The sequence below is a fragment of the Demequina silvatica genome (genome assembly GCF_000971215.1).
Classification (GTDB): Bacteria; Actinomycetota; Actinomycetes; order Actinomycetales; family Demequinaceae; genus Demequina; species Demequina silvatica.
Map to the genome: position 1 here is coordinate 41714 of NZ_BBMA01000003.1, position 22284 is coordinate 63997.

General features: G+C 72.3%; 25 protein-coding genes. 11 read left to right on the forward strand and 14 right to left on the reverse strand.

Annotated elements, in window-relative coordinates; translation table 11 throughout:
- The first annotated feature begins 24 nt into the window (after positions 1-24).
- The 5 genes from AOM05_RS04090 (at position 25) to AOM05_RS04110 (ending at position 2888) form a co-directional block, all read left to right on the forward strand.
- Positions 25-564, forward strand: a complete 540-nt coding sequence (locus AOM05_RS04090) for a YaeQ family protein (RefSeq protein ID WP_062519693.1) — start codon at positions 25-27, stop codon at positions 562-564.
- A 122-nt stretch (positions 565-686) separates the two neighbouring features.
- Positions 687-1007 carry a PadR family transcriptional regulator gene (locus AOM05_RS04095; protein WP_062520218.1) on the forward strand — a complete coding sequence of 107 codons (321 nt, stop codon included), beginning with the start codon at positions 687-689 and terminating at the stop codon, positions 1005-1007.
- Positions 1007-1375 carry a DUF1048 domain-containing protein gene (locus AOM05_RS04100; RefSeq protein ID WP_062519695.1) on the forward strand — a complete coding sequence of 123 codons (369 nt, stop codon included), beginning with the start codon at positions 1007-1009 and terminating at the stop codon, positions 1373-1375. The genes AOM05_RS04095 and AOM05_RS04100 overlap by 1 nt, the downstream gene beginning before the upstream one ends.
- The gene (locus tag AOM05_RS04105) at positions 1372-2136 is read left to right on the forward strand and encodes an ABC transporter ATP-binding protein (protein WP_062519696.1); all 765 of its coding nucleotides are present in this window, start codon (positions 1372-1374) and stop codon (positions 2134-2136) included. The genes AOM05_RS04100 and AOM05_RS04105 overlap by 4 nt, the downstream gene beginning before the upstream one ends.
- Positions 2133-2888, forward strand: a complete 756-nt coding sequence (locus tag AOM05_RS04110) for an ABC transporter permease (RefSeq protein ID WP_062519697.1) — start codon at positions 2133-2135, stop codon at positions 2886-2888. The genes AOM05_RS04105 and AOM05_RS04110 overlap by 4 nt, the downstream gene beginning before the upstream one ends.
- Before the next feature lie 7 nt (positions 2889-2895).
- Here the strand turns inward: AOM05_RS04110 and AOM05_RS04115 are convergent, their stop codons facing one another.
- The 6 genes from AOM05_RS04115 to AOM05_RS04140 form a co-directional block, all read right to left on the reverse strand.
- Positions 2896-3753, reverse strand: a complete 858-nt coding sequence (locus AOM05_RS04115; protein WP_062519698.1) for a methylenetetrahydrofolate reductase — start codon at positions 3751-3753, stop codon at positions 2896-2898.
- Between the two features lie 68 nt (positions 3754-3821).
- On the reverse strand, positions 3822-5501 hold the full coding sequence (gene ptsP / locus AOM05_RS04120; RefSeq protein WP_062519700.1) for a phosphoenolpyruvate--protein phosphotransferase: 1680 nt from the start codon (positions 5499-5501) through the stop codon (positions 3822-3824).
- 1 nt (position 5502) lies between these two features.
- The gene (locus tag AOM05_RS04125) at positions 5503-5778 is read right to left on the reverse strand and encodes an HPr family phosphocarrier protein (protein WP_062519701.1); all 276 of its coding nucleotides are present in this window, start codon (positions 5776-5778) and stop codon (positions 5503-5505) included.
- Positions 5779-5809: 31 nt separating this feature from the next.
- A complete protein-coding gene (locus AOM05_RS04130) occupies positions 5810-7840 on the reverse strand; it encodes a PTS fructose transporter subunit IIABC (RefSeq protein ID WP_062519702.1) in 2031 nt (676 codons plus the stop codon).
- 20 nt (positions 7841-7860) lie between these two features.
- Positions 7861-8811, reverse strand: coding sequence for a 1-phosphofructokinase (gene pfkB, locus AOM05_RS04135; RefSeq protein WP_062519704.1), 951 nt, complete (start codon positions 8809-8811; stop codon positions 7861-7863).
- Positions 8808-9569, reverse strand: coding sequence for a DeoR/GlpR family DNA-binding transcription regulator (locus tag AOM05_RS04140; protein WP_062519705.1), 762 nt, complete (start codon positions 9567-9569; stop codon positions 8808-8810). Before AOM05_RS04140 ends, pfkB begins: the two co-directional genes overlap by 4 nt.
- 269 nt (positions 9570-9838) lie before the next feature.
- On the opposite strand from AOM05_RS04140, the gene AOM05_RS04145 reads away from it, so the two are divergent.
- On the forward strand, positions 9839-10672 hold the full coding sequence (locus tag AOM05_RS04145; protein WP_082097258.1) for a Bax inhibitor-1/YccA family protein: 834 nt from the start codon (positions 9839-9841) through the stop codon (positions 10670-10672).
- A 57-nt stretch (positions 10673-10729) separates the two neighbouring features.
- Here the strand turns inward: AOM05_RS04145 and msrA are convergent, their stop codons facing one another.
- On the reverse strand, positions 10730-11374 hold the full coding sequence (gene msrA / locus AOM05_RS04150) for a peptide-methionine (S)-S-oxide reductase MsrA (RefSeq protein WP_062519708.1): 645 nt from the start codon (positions 11372-11374) through the stop codon (positions 10730-10732).
- 88 nt (positions 11375-11462) lie between these two features.
- Between msrA and AOM05_RS04155 the strand changes: the two genes are divergently transcribed.
- Both AOM05_RS04155 and rlmC read left to right on the forward strand, forming a co-directional pair.
- A complete protein-coding gene (locus AOM05_RS04155; protein WP_062519709.1) occupies positions 11463-12728 on the forward strand; it encodes an AI-2E family transporter in 1266 nt (421 codons plus the stop codon).
- 9 nt (positions 12729-12737) lie between these two features.
- Complete coding sequence (rlmC, locus tag AOM05_RS04160; RefSeq protein ID WP_062519710.1) at positions 12738-13895, forward strand: 23S rRNA (uracil(747)-C(5))-methyltransferase RlmC; 1158 nt, start codon at positions 12738-12740, stop codon at positions 13893-13895.
- Here rlmC and greA read toward each other — a convergent pair.
- Together greA and AOM05_RS04170 are read right to left on the reverse strand one after the other, a co-directional pair.
- The gene (gene greA / locus AOM05_RS04165; protein WP_062519712.1) at positions 13892-14374 is read right to left on the reverse strand and encodes a transcription elongation factor GreA; all 483 of its coding nucleotides are present in this window, start codon (positions 14372-14374) and stop codon (positions 13892-13894) included. The genes rlmC and greA overlap by 4 nt on opposite strands.
- Positions 14375-14460: 86 nt before the next feature.
- Positions 14461-14859: a DUF4307 domain-containing protein gene (locus tag AOM05_RS04170; RefSeq protein WP_062519713.1), complete on the reverse strand. Its 399-nt coding sequence runs from the start codon at positions 14857-14859 to the stop codon at positions 14461-14463.
- Positions 14860-14893: 34 nt separating this feature from the next.
- Between AOM05_RS04170 and AOM05_RS04175 the strand changes: the two genes are divergently transcribed.
- Positions 14894-15154 carry a hypothetical protein gene (locus AOM05_RS04175; protein ID WP_062519715.1) on the forward strand — a complete coding sequence of 87 codons (261 nt, stop codon included), beginning with the start codon at positions 14894-14896 and terminating at the stop codon, positions 15152-15154.
- Here AOM05_RS04175 and trhA read toward each other — a convergent pair.
- On the reverse strand, positions 15089-15745 hold the full coding sequence (gene trhA / locus AOM05_RS04180) for a PAQR family membrane homeostasis protein TrhA (RefSeq protein ID WP_228373205.1): 657 nt from the start codon (positions 15743-15745) through the stop codon (positions 15089-15091). The two genes, AOM05_RS04175 and trhA, sit on opposite strands and share 66 nt — an antisense overlap.
- A gap of 76 nt (positions 15746-15821) precedes the next feature.
- On the opposite strand from trhA, the gene AOM05_RS04185 reads away from it, so the two are divergent.
- Both AOM05_RS04185 and phoH2 read left to right on the forward strand, forming a co-directional pair.
- Positions 15822-16586, forward strand: a complete 765-nt coding sequence (locus tag AOM05_RS04185; protein ID WP_062519717.1) for an isoprenyl transferase — start codon at positions 15822-15824, stop codon at positions 16584-16586.
- A gap of 288 nt (positions 16587-16874) precedes the next feature.
- Positions 16875-18194 (forward strand): RNA 5'-3' helicase PhoH2, encoded by a 1320-nt coding sequence (gene phoH2, locus AOM05_RS04190; protein WP_062520220.1) that lies wholly within the window; start codon positions 16875-16877, stop codon positions 18192-18194.
- A gap of 79 nt (positions 18195-18273) precedes the next feature.
- On the opposite strand, the gene AOM05_RS04195 is transcribed toward phoH2, so the two are convergent.
- The 4 genes from AOM05_RS04195 to AOM05_RS04210 all read right to left on the reverse strand — a co-directional run bounded on the left by AOM05_RS04195 (position 18274) and on the right by AOM05_RS04210 (position 22259).
- Positions 18274-19371: an ABC transporter substrate-binding protein gene (locus AOM05_RS04195; protein WP_062519719.1), complete on the reverse strand. Its 1098-nt coding sequence runs from the start codon at positions 19369-19371 to the stop codon at positions 18274-18276.
- 73 nt (positions 19372-19444) lie between these two features.
- Positions 19445-20239 carry an ABC transporter ATP-binding protein gene (locus AOM05_RS04200; RefSeq protein WP_062519720.1) on the reverse strand — a complete coding sequence of 265 codons (795 nt, stop codon included), beginning with the start codon at positions 20237-20239 and terminating at the stop codon, positions 19445-19447.
- A complete protein-coding gene (locus tag AOM05_RS04205; RefSeq protein ID WP_062519722.1) occupies positions 20236-21267 on the reverse strand; it encodes a FecCD family ABC transporter permease in 1032 nt (343 codons plus the stop codon). Before AOM05_RS04205 ends, AOM05_RS04200 begins: the two co-directional genes overlap by 4 nt.
- Entirely contained in the window at positions 21264-22259 is a 996-nt protein-coding gene (locus AOM05_RS04210; RefSeq protein ID WP_062519723.1) for a FecCD family ABC transporter permease, read from the reverse strand. Before AOM05_RS04210 ends, AOM05_RS04205 begins: the two co-directional genes overlap by 4 nt.
- Positions 22260-22284: the final 25 nt, after the last annotated feature.

The window sequence follows — 22284 nt, forward strand, 5'->3', positions numbered from 1 at the left end:
CGGGACGCCGTACGCTGGTGCGCCATGGCTGCCGGAGCGACCGTCCACACGTTCGAGATCTCCCTCGCGGACGTCGACCGCGGCGTCTACGAGGAGCTCTCGCTGCGCGCCGCGCGCCATCCCTCCGAGACCGCGCTGTTCCTCATGACGCGCGTGCTGGCCTACTGCCTCGAGCTCGAGGAGGGCATCACCTTCTCCGAGGGCATCTCCACCGCTGAGGAGCCTGCCGTCCTGGTGCGCGACCTCACCGGCCTCATCACGGCGTGGATCGAGGTGGGCCAGCCCGAGGCCGAGCGCCTGCACCGGGGCTCACGTCTCGCGTCGCGGACGGCCGTGTACACGCAGCACGACCCCGCCAAGGTGCTCGCGCGGTGGGACGGCAAGAAGATCCACCGCCGCGAGGACATCCTGCTCCACAGCTTCGACCCCGGTTTCATCGAGGCCGCCGCCGCGCTGATCGAACGGCGCAACGCCCTCACCGTGTCCGTGACAGAGCGGCACCTCTACCTCGAGCTCAACGGGACGTCGCTGGACTCGACGATCCGCTCGGTGCCGCTGGGCTGACGCGCCCTACGCGCACCCGTCCACACCCCCTTGCGCCTCCACTATTCAGTGTTACTATCTACTGGTAGTCAGCAACACTGAGTAGCACCGGAGGGCGCGACGTGGGCCAGCAGTCCAAGCAGATGACGGAGATGCTCAAGGGCACCCTCGAGGGGATCGTGCTCGCGCTCCTCGCGACCGGCCCCGCCTACGGCTACGAGATCACGGCGCGCCTGCGCGATCAGGGCTTCGTCGACATCGCGGAGGGCACCATCTACGCCCTCCTCGTGCGGCTCGAGCAGAAGGGCCAGGTCGACGTCGAGAAGGTGCCGTCCGAGAAGGGGCCGCCGCGCAAGGTGTTCACCCTCAACGCCCAGGGCCGGGAGGCGCTGGACGAGTTCTGGAGCAGTTGGGCCTTCCTCGCCGAGCGGCTCGCCCACCTCAAGGCAGAAGGAGACAAGTGATGTCCTGGATCGAGAAGCTCACGGGTCCGCTCGAGCAGAAGAAGCAGTACCGGCAGTACAAGGCGCGCCTCGCGGGCCTGCCCAGCCCCTGGCACGAGGTCGGCAAGGCGCTCGACCGGTACCTCACCTACGCGGGCATGATCACGGACGGCGACGTCCTCATGCGGATGCTCGAGGATCTCGTGGACCTGCTCGAGGAGAGCGCCGCGGACGGCACCCCGGTGCGCGACGTGGTGGGCGAGGACCCGGTGGTCTTCGTCGACGACTTCCTCGCCAACTACGAGGAGGGACGCTGGATCGCGAAGGAGCGCGCCCGCTTCCGCGGCGCCATCGCCGAGGCCGCCGGCGAGCAGGAGCCTCCCTCATGACCGCGCCCGCCATCGAGATCCGCGGGCTCGAGAAGTCCTACGGCGACCTCGCTGTCCTCCGGGGCGTCGACCTCGACGTCGCCCCCGGCACGGTCCACGCCCTGCTCGGCTCCAACGGCGCCGGCAAGACCACGCTCATCCGCATCCTCGCGACCCTGCTGAGGGACGATGCGGGGGTCGCCCGGGTGGCGGGGCATCACGTGGCGGGGGAGCCGGCCTTGGTGCGCGAGGCGATCAGCCTGACCGGCCAGTTCGCGGCCGTCGACGAGGTGCTCACCGGCCGCGAGAACCTGGTCCTGGTGGCGCGGCTGCGCCACGTCGGCGCACCCGCAACCGTCGCATCGTCCCTCCTGGAGCGGTTCGGGCTCACCGAGGCCGGCGACCGTCGCGTCGCCACCTACTCGGGCGGCATGCGCCGGCGCCTCGACATCGCGATGAGCCTGGTGGGGGAGCCGAGCGTGGTGTTCCTCGACGAGCCGACCACGGGCCTCGACCCGCAGGCCCGCCTCGAGGTGTGGGACGCCATCCGGGCGCTCGCCGCGGGCGGCACCACCGTGCTGCTCACCACCCAGTACCTCGACGAGGCCGAGAAGCTCGCCGACCGCATCGCGATCCTCCACGAGGGCCGCATCGTCATCGACGGCACGCTCGCCGAGCTCAAGGCGCTCATGCCGCCGGCCACCGTCGAGTACGTCGAGAAGCAGCCCACGCTCGAGGAGGTCTTCCTCGCGCTGGTGGGCGCCCGGAAGGAGCCGTCATGACCGCCGTCGCCGACACCGCCGTCCTCACCGGCCGCTCGCTGCGCCACATCACGCGCAGCGTCGACACCATCGTCACCACCACGATCATGCCCATCGCGTTCCTGCTGCTGTTCGTGTTCGTGTTCGGCGGCGCGATCGACGCGGGCACCGGGCCGTACGTGGACTACCTGCTGCCCGGCATCCTGCTCATCACCGTGGCCTCTGGCGTCGCGTACACGGCCTACCGGCTGTTCACGGACCTGCAGGGAGGGATGGTGGAGCGCCTGCAGTCCATGCCGATCGCCCGGTCCTCGGTGCTGTGGGCGCACGTGCTGACCTCGCTGGTCGCGAACTTCGCGTCGCTCGCGTTGGTGGTGCTGGTCGCGGTGGCCATGGGCTTCCGCTCGGGAGCGAGCCTGGGCGCGTGGCTCGCGGTCGGGGGCATCCTCGCGTTGTTCACCCTCGCGCTCACCTGGCTTGCGGTCATCGCGGGCGTGACCGCCACCAGCGCGGACGGCGCCGGCGCGTTCTCCTATCCGCTCATCTTCCTGCCGTTCATCAGCTCGGCCTTCGTGCTCACGGAGTCGATGCCGGGTCCGGTGGGGTGGTTCGCGGAGCACCAGCCGGTCACCGCGATCGTCGACGCGATCCGCGCCCTGCTCACCGAGCAGCCGGTGGGGACGGACATCTGGGTCGCGCTCGCGTGGGTGCTCGGCATCCTCGCGCTCGCGTGGGCGCTCGCGATGCGCGCCTACCGGCGCCGGCTGGGCTGAGCGGAGACTAGGGCCGCTCGGCCGGCACGGCCGCGGCGCGCGCCTCGCTCGCCCACGCGACCGCCGCGTCCAGCGTGCCGAACGTGAACAGGTGCAGCCGCACGTCGCCGTGGCGGTCCGCGAGCCGCGACGCGAGCTCGCCGACGAACCGGTCGGGGCCGGCGGTGCCCACCAGCGTGGCGAGCGAGAAGCCGTACTTGCGGGCGATGCCCGCCGAGGTGGAGACGCCGCAGCGGCGCGCGAACGCCACCAGGCGGCGCACCCCGGCGGGGCCGGGTATGCCCACCCGGATGGGCAGCTCGATCCCGAGGTCGCGCACGCGGTCGATCCACGCGACCACCGCGTCCACGTCGAAGGAGAACTGCGTGGTGATCGAGCCCGCGAGGCCCTGGTCCGCGATCTCGGCGGCCTTGTCGCGCAGGGAGGCGACCAGAGCATCGTCCCCGATCGCGGGGTGACCCTCGGGGTAGCCGGTGATGCCCACCTCGGCGACGCCGGCCTCGGGCAGCAGGCCCGTGCGCAGGACGTCGAGCGCGGAGGCGTACGGGCCGGCCGCGTCGCGCGGGTCGCCGCCCACCAGGAACAGGCGCTCGTGGGCGCCGTGCGCGCGCAGGCCGTCGAGCGTGGCGCGCAGCTCCGAGGCGGACGCGAGACGGCGGGCCGCGACATGGGGGACCGGCACCAGCTGGGCGCGGGCGGCCGCGGCGGCGGCCTCGCGGCGCTCGGCGGCGCCCTCGGTGCCCAGGTGCGTGATGCTCACCCGCGTGCCGGCCGGCAGGTCCCCCGCGAGGGAGACGAGCACGGGCGTGTCACGGGCGGTGATCTCGAGGGACAGGTCCTCGAGGAGCGTGGCGGTCCGGTGCAACGACGGGCCTCCTTCGGTCCGTTGAAGCAGAGAATCTGCATCCAGTGTACGCGGACCGCCCCGCTCCCCTACAGGATGGACGTGAGCTCCTCGCTCGCCGCCGCGCGCACGGCCTCGCGCGCGTCCGCGGCGGAGCGGGCGGACAGCGCCGCCTCCGCGAGCGACCGGCACTCGGCGAGCGTGTGGAGCGACAGCGCGAGCCGCACGGCCGGAACCTTGGACGGCGCCATCGACAGGCTCGACACCCCGAGCCCCGCGAGGACCAGCGCCAGCAGCGGGTCGCCGGCGGACTCGCCGCACACGCCCACCGGCTTGCCGGTCTCCGCGCCGCCCGCGCACGCGGCCGCGACCACGTCGAGCACCGCGGGCTGCCACGGGTCCAGGAGGTCGGACAGCGCGCCCTCCATGCGGTCCGCGGCCATCGTGTACTGCGCGAGGTCGTTGGTGCCGAGCGACCCGAAGTCCACCTCGGCGAGCACGTGACGCGAGCGCAGCGCCGCGGCGGGCACCTCGATCATCACGCCCGCCTTGGGCAGGCCGGCGGCACGGACCCGGGAGGCGAACCACGCCGCCTCGTCGGCCGTCGCGACCATGGGCGCCATCACGCGCACGTTGGCGCCCGTGTCGCGCGCCGCGATCGCGAGCGCCTCGAGCTGCGAGTCGATCAGGGTGGGCAGGGCCTGGCACAGGCGCAGCCCGCGGCGCCCCAGGGCGGGGTTCTCCTCCTCGCCCAGGTTCGCGAAGGCGAGCGGCTTGTCGGCGCCCGCGTCGAGCGTGCGGACCACCACGCGGCGGTCGCCGAAGGGCTCCAGCACCTTGCGGTAGACGTCCGCCTGCTCCCCGACGGTCGGCATGGTCTGCGCGGACAGGTAGACGAACTCGGTGCGGAACAACCCGACGCCCTCGACGTCCTGGGCGCCCGCCGCCACCGCATCGTCCACCCCGCCGATGTTGGCGAGCAGCGCGACGGCGTGGCCGTCGCGGGTGGCCCCGGGACCGGACACGCCGGCCAGCGCGGCGGCGCGGCGCTCGCGGCGCACCCGCTGCGCCTCGAGCAGCTCGAGGTCGGGGTCGACCGTGACGGAGCCGCCGTCGCCGTCGACGGCCACGGTGGTGCCCACGGCAAGGGACGTCGCGTCGGGCAGCTGGACCACCGCGGGGATGCCCATCTGCGCGGCGAGGATCGCGGTGTGGGAGGTGCGTCCGCCGGCCTCGGTGACGATCGCGACCACGCGCGAGCGGTCGAGCGCGGCGGTCTCCGCGGGGGCCAGGTCGAGCGCGACGATGACGGACGGCTCGGTGAGCGCCGGCACGCCGGGCGCGGGGACGCCCAGCACGGCGGCGACCGCTCGGGCGCCCACGTCGCGCAGGTCCGTGACCCGCTCGGCGAAGTAACCGCCGAGCGCCTCGAACTGCGCGGCGTACTCCTCGACGGCCGCGTCGATCGCGTGCGCCGGGCCCAGGCCCGCGCCCACGTGCTTGCCGGCGGCCTTGGCGAGGCCCTTGTCGCGTGCGATGAGGGCGGTCGCCTTGAGGATGGGCGCCGCGTGCTCGTCCGCGGCGGCGGCGCGGTCGTCGAGGTCGGCCGCGACCGCCGCGAGCGCCTCGAGCACCAGGTCGGTGGCGGCACCCGCGTCGGCGGGCGCGGGCTCGTCGGCCGGGGGCCGGACCGGCGGTGCGACCTGCACCACCGGCCCGACCGCCGTGCCCGGGCTGACGCCGACTCCGTGACGGGTGTCGCCGGACATGTCAGCCCTCCTCGGCGTCCAGGTCGCGGGAGAGGAGCGCGACCAGGGTCTCGAGGGCGGCCTCGGCGCCCTCGCCGTCGGCGGTGAGCACCACCTCCTCGCCGTGCTTGGCGCCCAGGGCCATCACGCCCAGGATGCTGGTGGCGTCGACGGCGTCCTCGCCGGCCCGGCCGATCTCGACGTCGAGCCCGGTCTCCTGGGCCGCCTCGACGAAGAGGGCTGCGGGGCGGGCGTGCAGGCCCACGGACGATGCGATGGTGACGGTGCGCTGTGCCATGTCGGTTCTCCTTGGCTTGGGGTGGGGGGTGTCAGACGGTCGCGACCGCGTCGACGGTCTCGAGCTTCTTGTCGCGCGACTTGAGGACCAGGACGATCGTGGTCATGAGCGCGACGCCGGCGGCGAGCGCGACCAGGAACCACAGGAAGCCGCCCATGAGGGGGAGCACCCAGATGCCGCCGTGGGGCGCGCGGAGGGTGACGCCGAAGATCATGATCAGGCCGCCGGTGAGGGCCGAGCCGAGCACCGAGGACACGATGACGCGCACCGGGTCCGCGGCCGCGAACGGGATCGCGCCCTCCGAGATGAACGAGGCGCCCAGCAGCCAGGCCGCCTTGCCGTTCTCGCGCTCGGGCTCCGAGAAGAGCTTCGGGCGCAGCGTGGTGGCGAGCGCCATCGCGAGCGGGGCGACCATGCCGGCGCCCATGACGGCCGCCATGACGGTGAGCGCCGGGGCGTCCGCCGCGGTGCCGGCCGCCGCGAGGCCCGCGGTGCCGAAGAAGTACGCCACCTTGTTGACCGGGCCGCCCAGGTCGAAGCCCATCATCGCGCCCAGCACCAGGCCGAGCACGAACGCGGAGCCGCCCTGAAGGCTGGTGAGCCAGTCGTTGAGACCGTCGGACAGCGACGCGATGGGACGGCCGAGGACCGTGATGAACAGGCCCAGCGTGATGAGGCTCGACAGCAGCGGGATCACCACCACCGGCATGACGCCGCGGACGCCCTTGTGGACCTTCCAGCTCGCGATCCACTTGGCGACCAGGCCGCCGAGGACACCGGTGACGATGCCGCCCAGGAAGCCCGCGCCCATGGTCGCGGCGATCGAGCCGCCCACGATGCCGGGCACCAGGCCCGGGCGGTCCGCGATGGCGAACGCGATGAAGCCGGACAGGATCGGCACCAGGAAGCCGAACGCCGCGCCGCCGATGACGAACAGCAGGGCCGCCCAGCTGGTGAGCGACAGGATGTCGAAGTTCTGCGCGATGTTGTACGCGTCGTCCGACGTGAGGTTGTAGTTGACGATCTCGATCGCGCCGTTCTCGCCCAGCGCGACCTGCGCGAGCATGAAGGACAGCGCGATGAGGATGCCGCCCGCCGCGACGAACGGGATCATGTAGCTGACGCCCGTCATCAGCCACTGGCGGATCTGCGTGCCGATGCCGGCCTTGCTGTCGACCTTGGTCGCGAGCCCGGCGGAGCCGGCGGCGGGGGCGGCGGCGGATGCGGCCGGGTTGGTCTTCCACTCCGACGCCTTGGCGACGGCTGCGGAGATGAGCGCCGGGCCGTCGGAGATGGCCTTCTTCACGCCCACGTCGACGATCGGCTTGCCGGCGAAGCGCTCGGCGTTCCGCACCTCGACGTCGTGCGCGAAGATCACGGCGTCGGCGGCGGCGATCTGCTCGGGGCTGAGCGGCGTCGCGCCGGCGGAGCCCTGCGTCTCCACCACCATCGTGTGGCCGGCCTCCTTGGCCGCACGCTCGAGCGCCTCGGCGGCCATGTAGGTGTGCGCGATGCCGGTGGGGCAGGACGTCACGCCCACGAGGGTGAGGGACGATGCGGGGGCCGGGGTCGCCTCGGGCGCGGCGGCGGGCGCGGGGGTCGGCGCGGGGGTGACGACCACGTCGCCCACCTCGGCCTCGACGATCGCGACCACCTCGGCCTGCGTGGTGGCCGCGCGGAGCGCGCCCGTGAACTCCTTCTTCATGAGGGCCTTGGCGAGCTTCGGCAGGACCTGCATGTGGGCGTCCGACGCGCCCTCGGGCGCGGCGATGAGGAACACCAGCGACGCGGGGCCGTCCTTCGCGCCCCAGTCGATGCCCTCGGTGCGGCCGAACGCGAGCGTGGGCTCCGTGATGGCCGCCGAGCGGGCGTGGGGGATGGCGATGCCGCCGGGCAGGCCGGTGGCCATGGTCTCCTCGCGCTTGCGGACGTCGGCGAGGAACGCCTCGAGGTCCGTGCACCGGCCGGTGGCCGCGAGGGTCTCCGCCAGCGCGCGCGTCGCCTCGTGGCGATCGGTCGCGCCCAGGTCGAGGACGACCTGCTGCTCATGGATGAGTGACATGGGGGTGTTCCTTTCTCGGGTCAGCGCTGACCCAGGGCCAGCGACGCCGGCGGGTTGTGCGAGAGGTCCACGGGGATGTCGCGGACATCGGCGGGGGAGGGGACGCGGCTGCCGGGGAGGGTGACGGCCGCGGCCCCCCAGGCGACGCCCTCGGCGAGGGCGTCGGCGGCGGGGACGGGACGGGAGAGGCCGTGAAGCAGACCCGCGAGCATGCAGTCGCCCGCTCCGACGGTGGAGACGGGCGCGGCGATGGTGGCGCGGGCGTGGACGGCCTGGTCGGCGTTGACCAGCAGGGCGCCGTCACCGCCGAGGCTCACCGCGACGGTCGCGATGCCGCCGGTGACCAGCTCGCGCGCGGCGGACCGGACGTCGCCCAGCGTCGGCAGCGGGTGGCCCACCAGCTCGGCGAGCTCCTCGTGGTTGGGCTTGATGAGGTCCGGGCCGGCCGCGACCGCGGCGGCGAACGGCGCGCCCGAGCTGTCGATCGCCACCGGGGTGCCGGCGGCGCGGGCGCGGGCCACGAGCCGCGCGTAGAGGTCCTCGGGGGCGCCCGGCGGGAGGCTGCCGCAGCCCACCACCCACGAGGCGAAGGCGGCGGCCTCGACGGTGGCGTCGAACAGCGACTCGACCTCGTCGGGGGAGAGCTCGGGTCCGGGCTCGTTGAGCTTGGTGGTGGTGCCGTCGGGTTCGAGCACGGAGATGTTCATGCGCGCGGGGCCCGCGATCGGCACGGAGCGGCGCGGGACGCCGGCGGCGTCGAGCAGCTCCTCGAGCAGGCGGCCCTCGGGCCCACCCACGGGCAGGACCGCGACCGCGTCCCCGCCCTGCGCCGTGATCGCGCGGGCGACGTTGACGCCCTTGCCGCCCGCGTCGACGCGCACGTCTCCGGCGCGGTGGACCTCGCCGCGGATGAGGGAGTCGACGGTGATGGCGCGGTCGACGCTGGGGTTGGGGGTGAGCGTGACGATCATGCCGTCACCACCTCGGGGCCGGCGGCGCGCAGCTCCTCGGCCACGTCGTCCGCGAGATCGCTGTCGGTGACCACCAGGTCGACCTCCTCGAGCGTGGCGAAGCGGTGGAGGTGGTCGTCGCCCGCCTTGGACGAGTCCGTGGCGACCACCACGCGGCGCGCGGCGTTGACCATGGCGCGCTTGGCCTCCGCCTCCGCCTGGTCGGGGGTGGTGAGCCCCCGCGCGGCGGAGATGCCGTTGGTGCCGATCACCGCGACGTCGACCACCACGCCCTCGAGCGCGGACGCCGCCCACTCGCCCACGGCCGCGCCGGTGACGCCGCGGACGCGTCCGCCGATGATGTAGAGGTCGATCCCGGGGCGTCCCGCGAGGGCCGATGCGGCCGGGATCGAGTTGGTGATGACGGTGAGGTCGATGTCCACCGGCAGGAGGTCCACGATCGCCTGCGTGGTCGAGCCCGAGTCGAGCAGCACGCTGCCGCCCGCGGGGATCTCCGCGAGCACGCGGGCCGCGATGCGCCGCTTGACGTCGACGCGGGTCGCGCTGCGCGACGCGAGGGTGGGCTCGTTCTCGAGGCGCTCGACGGGGATCGCGCCGCCGTGGACGCGACGCAGGGACCCGCGCTGCTCGAGGACCGTGAGGTCGCGGCGGATGGTCTCGGGGGTGACGGCGAGGGCGTCGGCCAGCGCGGCCACCTCGACACGGCCCGCGGTGCGCGCCTCCGCCAGGATGCGCTGCTGTCGCTCCGTCGCGTACATGTGACTCCCTCGTCCGGACCACGGTGGCCTGATTCCCACAGGAAACCACACATTCAAAACCAAAGCAACACAAACAAAGAAAGCCGGGCCCCGCCCCTCCGACAAGCCGACACGCCGCATCGTCCCGGCGAGATCCGTTGCTGGTGTCGGGCGGGCGGGCGAGGCGGGTGCAACGCGGCGGGACCCTGGGGCGTTGTGTGTTCGACCCCTCCTGTCGGTGGCGCCCGGCCCCCGTCTAGACTGGACGGGTCATCCACTGAGGAGGAACCGTGGCAAGTCCGGTGTTCAGCAACACCCAGCAGTTCAAGGCCGACCCCCTGCTCGCGCAGCCGAGCGCCGCCGACCTGGAGCAGCAGTACCAGGCGCCCGCCGGCACCCCGGGCTACGTGTCCGACGAGCGGATGTCGTACTCCGGCGTGATCGGCAAGTCCGCGGGCGTCGGCCTCGTCACCATCGTGATGGGCGCCGTCGGCTACGTCACCGCCGGCCAGTCGGCCATGGCGTACATGCTCGCGATGGGCTCCGGCCTGGTCGCGTTCGTCATCGCGATGATCGCGACGTTCCAGCGCAAGGGCGCCAACCCGGCGCTCGTGCTGCTCTACGGCGTCGCCCAGGGCTTCTTCCTCGGCGCGATCACCGTGGGCATCGAGACCAGCTTCGACGTCCCCGGCGCGGGCCTCCAGGCGCTGGTCGCGACCGCGATCACCTTCCTTGTCTGCCTCGCGCTGTTCCGCTCCGGCAAGGTGCGCTACACCTCGAAGCTGCGCAAGGTGTTCCTCATCGGCGCCGTGTCGTACCTGGTGTTCGGCCTGGTGAACATCGGCTACCTGATCTTCTCCGACAGCGCCGAGGGCTTCGGGCTGTACAGCAACGAGATCACCATCGGCGGCTTCACGTTCCCGCTCGGCATCCTCATCGGCGCCGTCGCGATCCTGCTCGCCTGCATCTCGCTGATCGGCGACTTCGACTTCATCGAGAACGGCGTCAAGAGCGGCGCCCCCAAGGCGCTCGAGTGGACCGCGGCCTTCGGCCTCATCGTCACGCTCGTGTGGCTCTACATCGAGTTCCTGCGCATCATCGCGCTGCTGTTCTCGAACCGCTGACCGGTACGCACGAACGCCCCGACCGCATGGTCGGGGCGTTCGTCGTTCCCGGGTCGATCAGGCGTAGCTGACCTGGCAGAACCCGTGGTTGCAGTAGCCGCCCGGGTTCTTGTGCAGATAGCCCTGGTGGTAGTCCTCCGCGTAGTAGAACACCCCGTCGCCGGCGTCCGCGGAGGGCGCGATCTGCGTCGAGATGGTCCCGAACGCCTCCGCGGTCAGCTTCTCCTGGTAGCGCTCGCGCGACGCCTGCGCGGCCTCGAGCTGCGCGTCCGTGGTCGCGAAGATCGCGCTGCGGTACTGCGTGCCGATGTCGCCACCCTGCCGGTTGGGCGTGGTCGGATCGTGGTTCTCCCAGAAGGCCGCCAAGAGCGTGTCGAGCGACACCTGCGCGGGGTCGTAGACCACCTGCACCGTCTCGGTGTGGCCCGTCAGCGACGTGCAGGTCTCCTGGTAGTTCGGGTTCCGCGTCCAGCCGCCCATGTACCCCACGGCGGTCGAGTACACGCCCGGCGTCTGCCAGAAGATGCGCTCCGCACCCCAGAAGCAGCCCATCGCGACGTACAGCACCTCGTGGCCCTCGGGCCAGGGCCCCTTGAGCGGCGTGCCGAGCACCACGTGGCGGTCGGCGATCTGCATCTCGGCGTCGCGGCCCGTGAGAGCCTCGTCCGGCGTGATCATGGTGGTCTTGTCGATTCCGAGCATCAGCGCTCCCTTCCGGTTGACGAACGCCCTCGCGCCCGGTTCTGTTCCGCCTCCCGGCGGGGGACGATGCGCGCGCTAGGCTCGCGTCATGCCTCCTTCGGAGCCCGAGGGCACACCAGAGTACGACTCCGCGCCCACCGATGTCGTGGCGGAGAACGTCCCCGTCTGGCTGCGCATCTCCGCCGCGTGGTCGTGGCGGCTGATCGTCGTCGGGATCGTCATCTACGTCTTCTTCACGGGGTTCACCACCCTCGCGTCGATCGTGCTGCCCGTCATCATCGCGCTGCTCATCGCCGCCCCGCTGGAGCAGCTGGTGAGCCGCCTCCACAAGTGGGGGCTGCCGCGCACCGCGGGCGCCGCGCTCGCGATCATCGCGCTCGTGACCGTGGTGGTCGGCCTCGCGGTGGCCGCCGGCTCCTCGATCGTCGCCGGCTTCTCCGACCTCCAGGAGGCCGCGGTCAAGGGCTTCAACCAGTTCCTCGACTGGCTGGTGCAGGGCCCCATCCATCTCGAGCGCCAGCAGATCGACGACGCCCTCGACAACGTCGCCAAGACCATCCAGGACAACGCGTGGGGCGTCGCGACGGGGGCCTTCTCCGTGACGGGCACCATCGGCTCGCTGTTCGCCGGGTCGATCGTCGCGCTGTTCTCCCTGTTCTTCTTCATGAAGGACGGCCGCAAGCTGTGGCTGTGGTTCGTCAACATCCAGCCGAGCCGCCGCGGCGAGCGCATGGACCGCGCCGGCATGAGCGCCTGGCTCACGCTCCGGCGCTACACCGAGACCAGCGTGTTCGTCGCGTTCATCGACGCGCTCGGCATCGGACTCGGCGCGTGGATCCTGGGGCTGCCGCTCGCGCTGCCCATCGCGATCTTCGTGTTCCTGCTGTCCTTCATCCCGCTGTTCGGCGCGACCATCTCCGGCGCGATCGCGGTGGCGGTCGCGCTGGTGGACGGCGGCACCACCAAGGCGCTCATCATGCTCGGCATCGTGCTCCTGGTGCAGCAGATCGAGGGCAACGTGCTCTACCCGTGGCTGTTCGGCAAGGCGGCCTCGCTGCACCCGCTGGTGATCCTGCTGTCCGTCGCGACCGGCACGCTGCTGCTCGGCCTCGTGGGCGCCGTCATCGCGGTGCCGATCGTGTCCTTCTTCTACGCCTTCGCGAGGTCCCTGCACGACCAGCTGCGCACCGAGCAGCCGCCCGACACCGGGCAGATCCTCACCGAGCATCCCCGCGAGGCGCTCAAGCGCGCCCGCGAGGTCATCGCCCGCACCGGCGAGATCCGCATCCGCCGTCACGGCCACGACCACGAGGACCATCCGACGGACGGGGACGGCGACCGGCCCGGCGCCTAAACTTGCCTGGTGCAGTGCGCGTACTACGACTCGGAGACGTGCCGCTCGTGCACCCTCATCCCGGTGCCGCACGCGGCGCAGGTCGCCACCAAGCAGTCCGAGCTCGAGGGGCTGCTCGCCGGCGCGATCGGTGAGCGCGCCGCCGCGATCGACTGGGAGCCACCGCTCCTGAGCGCGGAGCAGGGCTTCCGCACCAAGGCAAAGATGGTGGTCGGCGGGACCATGGACGCGCCCACCATCGGCATCCTCGACGCGCACGGCCGCGGGGTCGACCTGCGCGACTGCCCGCTCTACCCGGCGCCGCTCGCCGCCGCCTTCCCGGTGCTCGCCCGCTTCATCCACGTCGCCCGCCTCGAGCCGTACGACGTCCCCGGCCGCAGCGGCGAGCTCAAGCACGTGATCGTCACCCTCGCGCCCGACGGCGAGCTCATGGCCCGCCTGGTGATGAGGTCGACGGAGGCGCTCGCGCGCATCCGCAAGCACCTGCCGTGGCTCCTCGAGCGGCTGCCCACGCTCGCGGTGCTGAGCGTCAACGTGCTGCCCGAGCACAAGGCCGTCCTCGAGGGCGACCGCGAGATCGTGCTCACCGATCGCGGCTCGCTCGCGATGGCGATGGGCGACGTGATCCTCCACCTGCGCCCGCAGTCCTTCTTCCAGACCAACACGGCCGTCGCGACGCAGCTGTACGCGCAGGTCGCCGGGTGGGTGGACGATGCGGCGCCCGGCCTGGTCTGGGACCTGTACTGCGGCGTGGGAGGCTTCGCGCTCCACTGCCTCGCGCAGGGCAGGGCGGTGGTGGGCGTCGAGTCGAGCGAGCAGGCCGTCGAGAGCGCGCGCACCAGCGTCGACGACCTCGCGCGTGCCGGCCGTGCCGGCGCCGACGACGCGGTGTTCGTCGCCGCGGACGCGACGGTGTGGGCGCGCGAGCAGTGCGCGGTGCCGGACGCAGTGATCGTCAACCCTCCGCGACGGGGGATCGGGCCGGAGCTCGCCGGCTGGCTCGAGGAGTCCGGCGTCGACACGGTGGTCTACTCCAGCTGCAACGCCGTCACGCTCGCGCGCGACCTCGCCGCGATGCCGTCGCTCACCCCCGTGCAGGGACGGCTGCTCGACATGTTCCCGCACACCACCCACTACGAGGCGGTCGTGCTGCTGAGGCGGGATTAGCCGCCGAAGCGCTCCGCGTCGACCACCTTGACGTCGATCTCCTTGCCGTTGGGGGCGACGTAGGACGTCTCGTCGCCCGCCTTGCGGCCGATCAGCGCGGCGCCCAGCGGCGACTCGGGGCTGAACACGTCGAGGTCGGTGCCCTCCGCGATCTCACGGGAGCCCACCAGGAACTTCATCGCACGGCCCATGACCTCGGCGGTGACGACGGTGCCGGCGGCGATGGTGCCGTCGAACGTGACCTCGCCCACCTGGGCGGTCTCGAGCTTGTGGCGCAGCTCCTGGATGCGGGCCTCCATCTTGGCCTGCTCGTCGCGGGCCGCGTGGTAGCCGCCGTTCTCCTTGAGGTCGCCCTCCTGGCGGCGCTCGTCGATCTCCTTGGCGATCTCGACGCGCCCGACGTTCACCAGGTGGTCGTACTCCGCCTGGAGACGGTCGAACGCCTCCTGGGTCAGCCAGGTTCCGGTGGTCTCGGTCACGGTGATCTGCCTCCTCGTGTGACAAGGTGAGCCACCTTACCAAGGCACCTGCCAGGCACCCAAGCGCGGTGGCCCGCGTCACACCGTCAGTCGACGGGTTCGCAGTACTGGACCTGGGCCGTGGTCGCCTCCTCCGTGGTCACCACGGTGGTGGTGAGGCGCTGCTGCTCGCCGTCCGCGTAGCGGATGCGCTCGGTGGCGACGCCGACCTCGGTGAATCGGGGGTTGAGCGCGCGCACCACGCAGTCGACGTCGGTCTCGTCGTAGAGGTAGACCTCGTACGTCGCGGTGATCTCCGTCGGGGACGTCACGGAGAAGCCCACGTCCTTCCAGCGGACGGCCTCGTGCGCCGCGACCAGCGCGTACCAGGCGACGGCGGCGATCAGCGCGGCCAGCCCCGCTCCCACCAGCACCCACTGGCGCGGGCTCAGGCGGGGAAGCGCTCCGGACGCGTGCTCGTCCTGCTCGGACTCGGGGGTGCTCATGATGAGGCAGGATAGTCCGGTCAGAAAGGTTGACATGGCTTCAGACTTCACCGGTGGCCCGGGCTTCCTCGCCTTCGTCGTCACGTTCTCCCTCGTCGCCGCGGGCGTGCTGCTGTTCCGTTCCCTCAGCAAGCACCTGCGGAAGGTGCGCGCCCAGGCCGCGCGGGACGCCGCCGCGCGCGACGAGGCGACCGGCGCATCGTCCCCCGCGGAGGGCTCGAGCGAGGGCTCAGGTGACGGAGAAGGCGGCGAGGGACGCGGCGACGAAGTGGCAGGCGAACCCGGCGATCGTTAGCGCGTGGAAGATCTCGTGGAACCCGAAGTACCGCTGGGAACCGCGAGGCCACTTGGTGCCGTAGATGATGGCGCCCACCGTGTAGCAGAGCCCGCCGATGATGATGAGCGCGACCACGGCCGCGCCGCCCGCCTCGTAGAACGGCTTGATGAAGCCGATCGCGACCCAGCCGAGCGCGACGTAGATCGGCACGTACAGCCAGCGCGGCGCGCCCACCCAGATCACGCGGAACAGCAGGCCCAGGATCGCGCCGCCCCACACGACCGCCAGCACGTACACGCTCGTGGGCTGCTCGAGCAGCAGCACCGTGAGCGGCGTGTAGGTGCCCGCGATGATGAGGAAGATGTTCGCGTGGTCCATGCGGCGCAGCACGGCCTGCGTGCGCGGCGACCAGTTGCCGCGGTGGTACACCGCCGAGGTGCCGAACAGCATCACCGCGGTGAGCGTGAAGATCGCGAACGAGATGCGCCCCGGCAGCGTCGGGGCCGTCGCCGTGAGGGCGAGGCCGGCGATGAGGGCGATCGGCGCCGCGCCCAGGTGCAGCCAGCCGCGCAGCAGCGGCTTACCAGGCACGGGGAGGTTCTCTGCCATGAACCTACGATACCGTAGGTTACGGGCCGGGAGTACGGTTGACGCACCGCCCGGGTGGAAGAAGGAACGCACGTCCATGGGACTGAGCTCGCTGCTGTACGGCACGTACGAGAAGCGGCTGGCGCGCACCCTCAAGCGGACGGCGAAGCCTCCCCGGCACATCGGCGTCATCCTCGACGGCAACCGCCGCTGGGCCAAGCAGGTGGGTCAGTCGACCGCCCACGGGCACCAGCGCGGCGCGGACAAGATCACCGAGCTGCTCGAGTGGTCGCAGGATGCGGGCGTCGAGGTGGTGACGCTCTGGCTGCTGTCCACCGACAACCTCTCGCGCGACCCCGCCGAGCTCGCTCCCCTGCTCGAGATCATCGCCACCGCGACCGAGCGGCTCGCGGCGGACGGGCGGTGGCGGGTGCGGCATGTGGGCGACGCGTCGCTGCTGCCCGCGGAGATCGCGTCGCGGATCGCCGCCGCGGAGGCGCGCTCCGCGGATGCGCCCGGGATCCACGTGAACGTGGCGGTGGGATATGGCGGGCGGCACGAGATCGCCGAGGCGGTGCGCAGCTTCCTGCGTTCCGGCGTGGACGCGGGACACTCGCTCGAGGAGGTCGCCGAAAGCTTCTCCGTCGAGCACATCGCCGAGCACCTCTACACCAAGGGGCAGCCGGACCCGGATCTGGTGATCCGCACGTCGGGGGAGCAGCGGCTGGGCGGCTTCCTGCTGTGGCAGAGCGCGCATTCGGAGTTCTACTTCTGCGAGGCCTACTGGCCCGACTTCCGCCACGTCGACTTCCTGCGCGCGCTGCGCGACTTCTCCCAGCGCGAGAGGCGCCTCGGGCGCTGAACCCGGCCCGCGCATCGTCCCCGCAGGCAGATCCCTCACACCCTACGAATCGGACACGCCCGAGCGCGGGGGCAGAGTTACAACTGTGTGAATTCTTCCCGGCGCGCCTCCCGAAACGGGGCCATCGGGGCGTAGCGTCGGCCTCGTGGTAACGCAACACCGTCGCATCGCTGGGATGCGAACGTAGCCAATCGCCGACAGGGCGATAGGCGCCCTGCGGCCTGAACGCTGGGAGCCCTGTTGACCACCTCGCCTGGCACCGTCCCCACCACCGCGACCGAGCCCGCCGTGCCCACGGCCGTCCGCACGTTCGTGCTGGACACCTCGGTCCTCCTCTCCGACCCGCGCGCTCTCAAGCGCTTCGCGGAGCATGCGGTGGTCCTCCCCGTGGTCGTCATCACGGAGCTCGAGGCGAAACGGCATCACCCGGAGCTCGGCTACTTCGCGCGATCGGCCCTGCGGATGCTCGACGAGCTGCGCGTGAGCCACGGCAAGCTCGACGAGGCCGTCGCGGTCAACCCCGCGGGCGGCACGCTGCGCGTCGAGCTCAACCACACGGACCCCGAGGTGCTGCCGTCCGGCTTCCGCCTGGGCGACAACGACACCCGGATCCTCGCGGTCGCGGCCAACCTCGCGGCCGAGGGCCACGCGGTGACGGTGGTCTCCAAGGACCTGCCCATGCGCGTCAAGGCCTCGGCGCTCGGCATCGAGGCGGAGGAGTACCGCGCGGAGCTCGCCGTCGAGTCCGGCTGGACCGGCATGCGCGAGATCCAGGTCTCCGACGAGCAGATGGCGTCGCTGTGGGAGAACGAGGCGCTGCCCGCCCCCGACCCCGCGCTGTCCGGCGAGGACCTCGCGACCCTGCCGGTGCACACCGGCCTGGTCATCCACGCCGGCCGCGGCAGCGCGCTCGGACGCGTGACCGAGGACGGCCAGGTGCGCCTGGTGCGCGGCGACCAGGAGGTGTTCGGTATCCACGGCCGCTCCGCGGAGCAGCGCATCGCGATCGACCTGCTGCTCGACGAGTCGATCGGCATCGTCTCGATGGGCGGCCGCGCGGGCACCGGCAAGAGCGCGCTCGCGCTGTGCGCCGGCCTCGAGGCGGTCATGGAGCGGCGCCAGCACAAGAAGATCATGGTCTTCCGCCCGCTGTACGCGGTCGGCGGCCAGGACCTCGGCTACCTGCCCGGCGACGCCGCGGAGAAGATGAACCCGTGGGCGCAGGCCGTGTTCGACACGCTCGGCGCCATGGTCTCGTCCGAGGTGGTCGAGGAGGTGATGGCACGCGGCATGCTCGAGGTGCTGCCGCTCACGCACATCCGCGGCCGCTCCCTCCACGACGCGTTCGTGATCGTGGACGAGGCGCAGTCGCTCGAGCGCAACGTGCTGCTGACCATGCTGTCCCGCATCGGCCAGTCCTCGCGGGTGGTCCTCACGCACGACGTCGCGCAGCGCGACAACCTGCGCGTGGGCCGCCACGACGGCATCGCCGCGGTCATCGAGGCGCTCAAGGGCCACCCGCTCTTCGCGCACGTCACCCTCGAGCGCTCCGAGCGCTCCGCGGTGGCGGCGCTGGTGACGGACATGCTCGAACGGCTCGACCTCTAGACGGGATCCGGCCCCCGGACGCGACGATGCCCGGCCCCCTCGCGAGAGGGGAGCCGGGCATCGTGCTGTGCGGGGGCGATCAGCCCTCGGAGGAGAACTCCACGACCTCGGTGGCGGGGTCGCCGTCGAGCGCCTGCTCGAGCATCGGCACGAAGGCGTCGATCGAGTACAGGATCGAGGACGGCGAGTTCGCGAAGAACGCGCCCTCGAGGATCGGGTCGGACAGCCAGATCGAGCCGCCCTTCTCGTTGAGGCCCAGCGAGTCGAACAGCGGCAGCTTCTCGAGCTCGGTGCGCGCGTCGGGCGTGGTCGCGACCTGCCACACGATCGCGTCGAGGTCCGTCAGGACGTCGAGCTGCTCGGAGCTGATCTGCAGCCACGCGGCGTCGGTGCCCTCGACGGAGGCGACGTCGAGGCCGACGTTCGCGAGGAACTGGTTGCGGGTGTCGGACGCCGCGTACACGAAGGCCTGGCCCTCGTAGTAGCCGCCGACCTGCGAGCTCTTGCCCTCCCACTCGGGGTGAGCCTCGCGGACCTCGGCGTAGGCGGCGTCGATCTCCTCGATGATCGCCTCGGCCTCGTCGGTGGTGCCGGTCGCCTCGGCGAGCAGCGTGAGCTCGTCTGCGAGGGTGACGCCCCACTCGACGGTCTCGACGCCGTCCGAGCCGGTGGCCGGGCGGGTGACCACGGGCGCGATGCCCGAGAGGAGGTCGTACTCCTCCTGCGTCATGGTGTGGTTCGGGTAGGTCGCGACGATGAGGTCGGGCTCGAACGAGGCGATGAGCTCGGCGTCGTAGGTGGTGGTGCCGGGCTCGAACAGCTCGGGCTCCGCGCCCGCCGCGATCCGGTCCTCGTCGGCCCACGGGCCGGTGCCGTTGTCATAGCCCTGCCAGCTCACGGGCACGGCGACGGGGGCGACCCCGAGTGCGTAGAGGTACTCGTGCTCGTGCGAGCCCAGCGTGACCACGCGCTGCGGCTCGGACTCGACGGTGACCTCGCCCATGACGGTGTCGAGGGTGACGGGGAACGCCGAGGCGGTCTCCTCGGCCGGGGCCGCGCTCGCGCTCTCGCTCGGCTCCTCGGAGGTTCCTGCGGACGAGCACGCGGCGAGCACGAGCGCCGCGGTCGCGGCCAGGCCGATGGCGCCGGCGCGGCGCCTCGAGGTGGTGGTGAACATGCTGTTCCTTTCGTGGGGTCGGGTGCCTAGGAGGCGTGGGACGTCTGGGTGGCGGCCGGGACGATGCGCGGGTTCAGCGCGCGCCGCCCGGACCGTGGGCGGGCACCACCATCGGGGTGCCGGTGACGGGGTCGGGGATCACGCGGGCCTCGAGCGCGAACACCTCGCGGATGAGGTCCTCGGTGAACACGTCGCGCGGGTCGCCCGCCGCGGCCACCACGCCGTCGCGCATCGCGATGACGTGGTGCGCGTAGCGGGCGGCCTGGTGGAGGTCGTGGACCACCATGATGATGGTCCGCCCCTGGCGCTCGTTGAGGTGGTGGAGCAGGTCCATCACGTCGTACTGGTGCGCGATGTCGAGGTACGTGGTGGGCTCGTCGAGGATCATCAGCGGGGTGTCCTGCGCGAGCGTCATCGCGATCCACGCGCGCTGGCGCTGGCCGCCCGAGAGCTCGTCCACCACGGCGTCCTGGATGCTGGTGAGCGCGGTCGAGTGCAGCGCGGAGGTCACGGCCATCTCGTCCGCCGCGCTCCACGGCCGCAGCACCTTCTGGTGGGGGGTGCGGCCGCGCGCGACCAGCTCCTTCACCGTGATGCCGGCGGGTGCGATCGGGGACTGGGGGAGCAGGCCCACGCGCCGTGCCACCTCGCGGGTGGGGATGCGGTGGATGTCCTCGCCGTCCAGCAGGACGGTGCCCTGCGACGGGGACAGGAGGCGCACCAGGGCGCGCAGCAGCGTCGACTTGCCGCAGCCGTTGGGGCCCACGATCGCGGTGATCCGGCCGTCCGGCACCTCGACGTCCACGCCGTGGACGATGGTGGTGTCGCCGTAGCCGATCACGGCGCCGCGCGTCTCGAGACGGGTCATGACGGACCTCCTCGCGAGGCTCGCCATACGAGCCACATCAGGTAGGGGGCGCCCACGGCCGCCGTGAAGACGCCGACGGGCAGCTGGAGGGTGGCGGGCATCATCTGCGCCACCTGGTCGGAGGCCAGGAGCAGCAGCGCGCCCATGAGTGCGGACGGCAGCAGCGTGACGCCCGCGTTGCGGGTCAGCCGCAGGGCGATCGCGGGCGCGACCAGCGCGATGAAGCCGATCGGCCCGGTGACGGCGACGGCGCCCGCCGCGAGCAGGACCGAGCACACCGCGAGGATGCTCCGCGCGGAGCCCACCGGGATGCCCAGGGCGCGCGCCGCATCGTCCCCCATCTCCATGGTGCGAAGCGCGCGGGCGTTCCACAGGACCACCGGGAGCAGCACGGCCAGGACGACCGCGCACACGGTCACGTGCGTCCACGTGCGGCCCGTGACGGAGCCGACGAGCCAGCCGAGCGCGTTGCCCGCGTCGTGCACGTCCATGCGGGTGAGGGCGTACTGGGACAGGGCCTGAGCGACGAACCCGATGCCGATGCCGGCGAGGATGAGGCGCAGCGGCACGATCCCGCGGCGCCAGGACAGCGCGAGGATCAGCGCCGCGGTGACGAGCGCTCCCACGATCGCGCCCGCGGCGGTCACCCACAGCGAGGTGGCGCCGATGAGCCAGATGGTCATGACGGCGCCCGCGCCGGCGCCCATGCTGATGCCGATGAAGTCGGGGGAGGCGAGCGGGTTGCGGGTGAGCGACTGGAGGATCGCGCCGGACACGCCGAGCATCGCGCCCACCAGGATCGCGGTGAGCGCGCGCGGGGCGCGCACCTGGCCGACGATGAAGTCCGCGGGCGGTCCCACGGAGACGCCGACGGCGGCCTTGATCGAGTCGAGGATCGAGATGTCCGACTGGCCCTGCATGAGCGAGAACACCAGCAGCGCGGCGAGGGCGGCGAGCAGGACCACGCCCACCGCGAAGGTGCGCCGGTGGGTGGTGATGCCCAGCGGGCCGATCCGGAGGATCCTCACAGCTCCACCACCTTCATGCGGCGGGCCATGAGCGCGAACAAGATGCCGCCGATGAAGGCGGTGGTGATGCCGACGCCGATCTCGCCCGGGGGCGCGACCACGCGGCCCACCACGTCGCACAGCAGCACGAGCGCGGCACCGCCGAACGCGCTCACCACCACGAGCCACGGCAGCGAGGCGCCGATGAGCGCGCGGGCGAGGTGCGGGACGGCGAGGCCGACGAACACGATGGGCCCGGCGGCGGCGGTCGCGGCGGCCGCGAGCAGCGTGACGAGCACGATGATGACGGTGCGGATCGCGGCGATGTTGACGCCCAGGGCGCGGGCGGCGTCCTCGCCGAGCGCGACGGCCTCGAGCTGGCGCGATGCGATCAGGGCCGCGAGGATCGCGACCAGGACGATGGGGATGAGCGCCATGACGTCCTCCGCCTGGCGGCCCGTGAGGGAGCCGGCGACCCACATGCGGTACTGGTCGAGCGTCGACTCGTTCACCATGAGCACCGCGTACGTGACGGAGGTGATGAGCGCGGTGAGCGCGACGCCGGCGAGCGCGAGGCGCACGGGGGCGCCAGCGGCTGCGCCGCGTGCGCCGATCGCGTAGACGAGGATCGCGGCGAGGCCCGCCCCCACGAACGCGACGGGCACCTGCGCGGCGAAGCCGGTCGCGAGGCCCGTGGACAGCGCGATCACCACGGCGAGCGACGCGCCCGCGTTGATGCCGAGCAGGCCGGGGTCGGCGAACGGGTTGCGCGTGAGCGACTGCATGAGCGCGCCGGCGACGCCGAGCGCCGCGCCGGCGAGCACGCCGATCACGGTCCGTGACACGCGCGTGGTGCGCACGATCAGCTGGTCCTTGTCCGCCGGGTCGAAGCTGGTGAGCGCGTGCCACACGGTCTCGAGGTCGATCGCGCGGGCGCCGATCGCGAGCGACAGCGCGATCGCGCCGACGAGCACGAGCAGGCACAGGCCGGCGATCGCGGCGCGCTTGCTCATTCGACTCTCCGGGCGGGACGGCGCC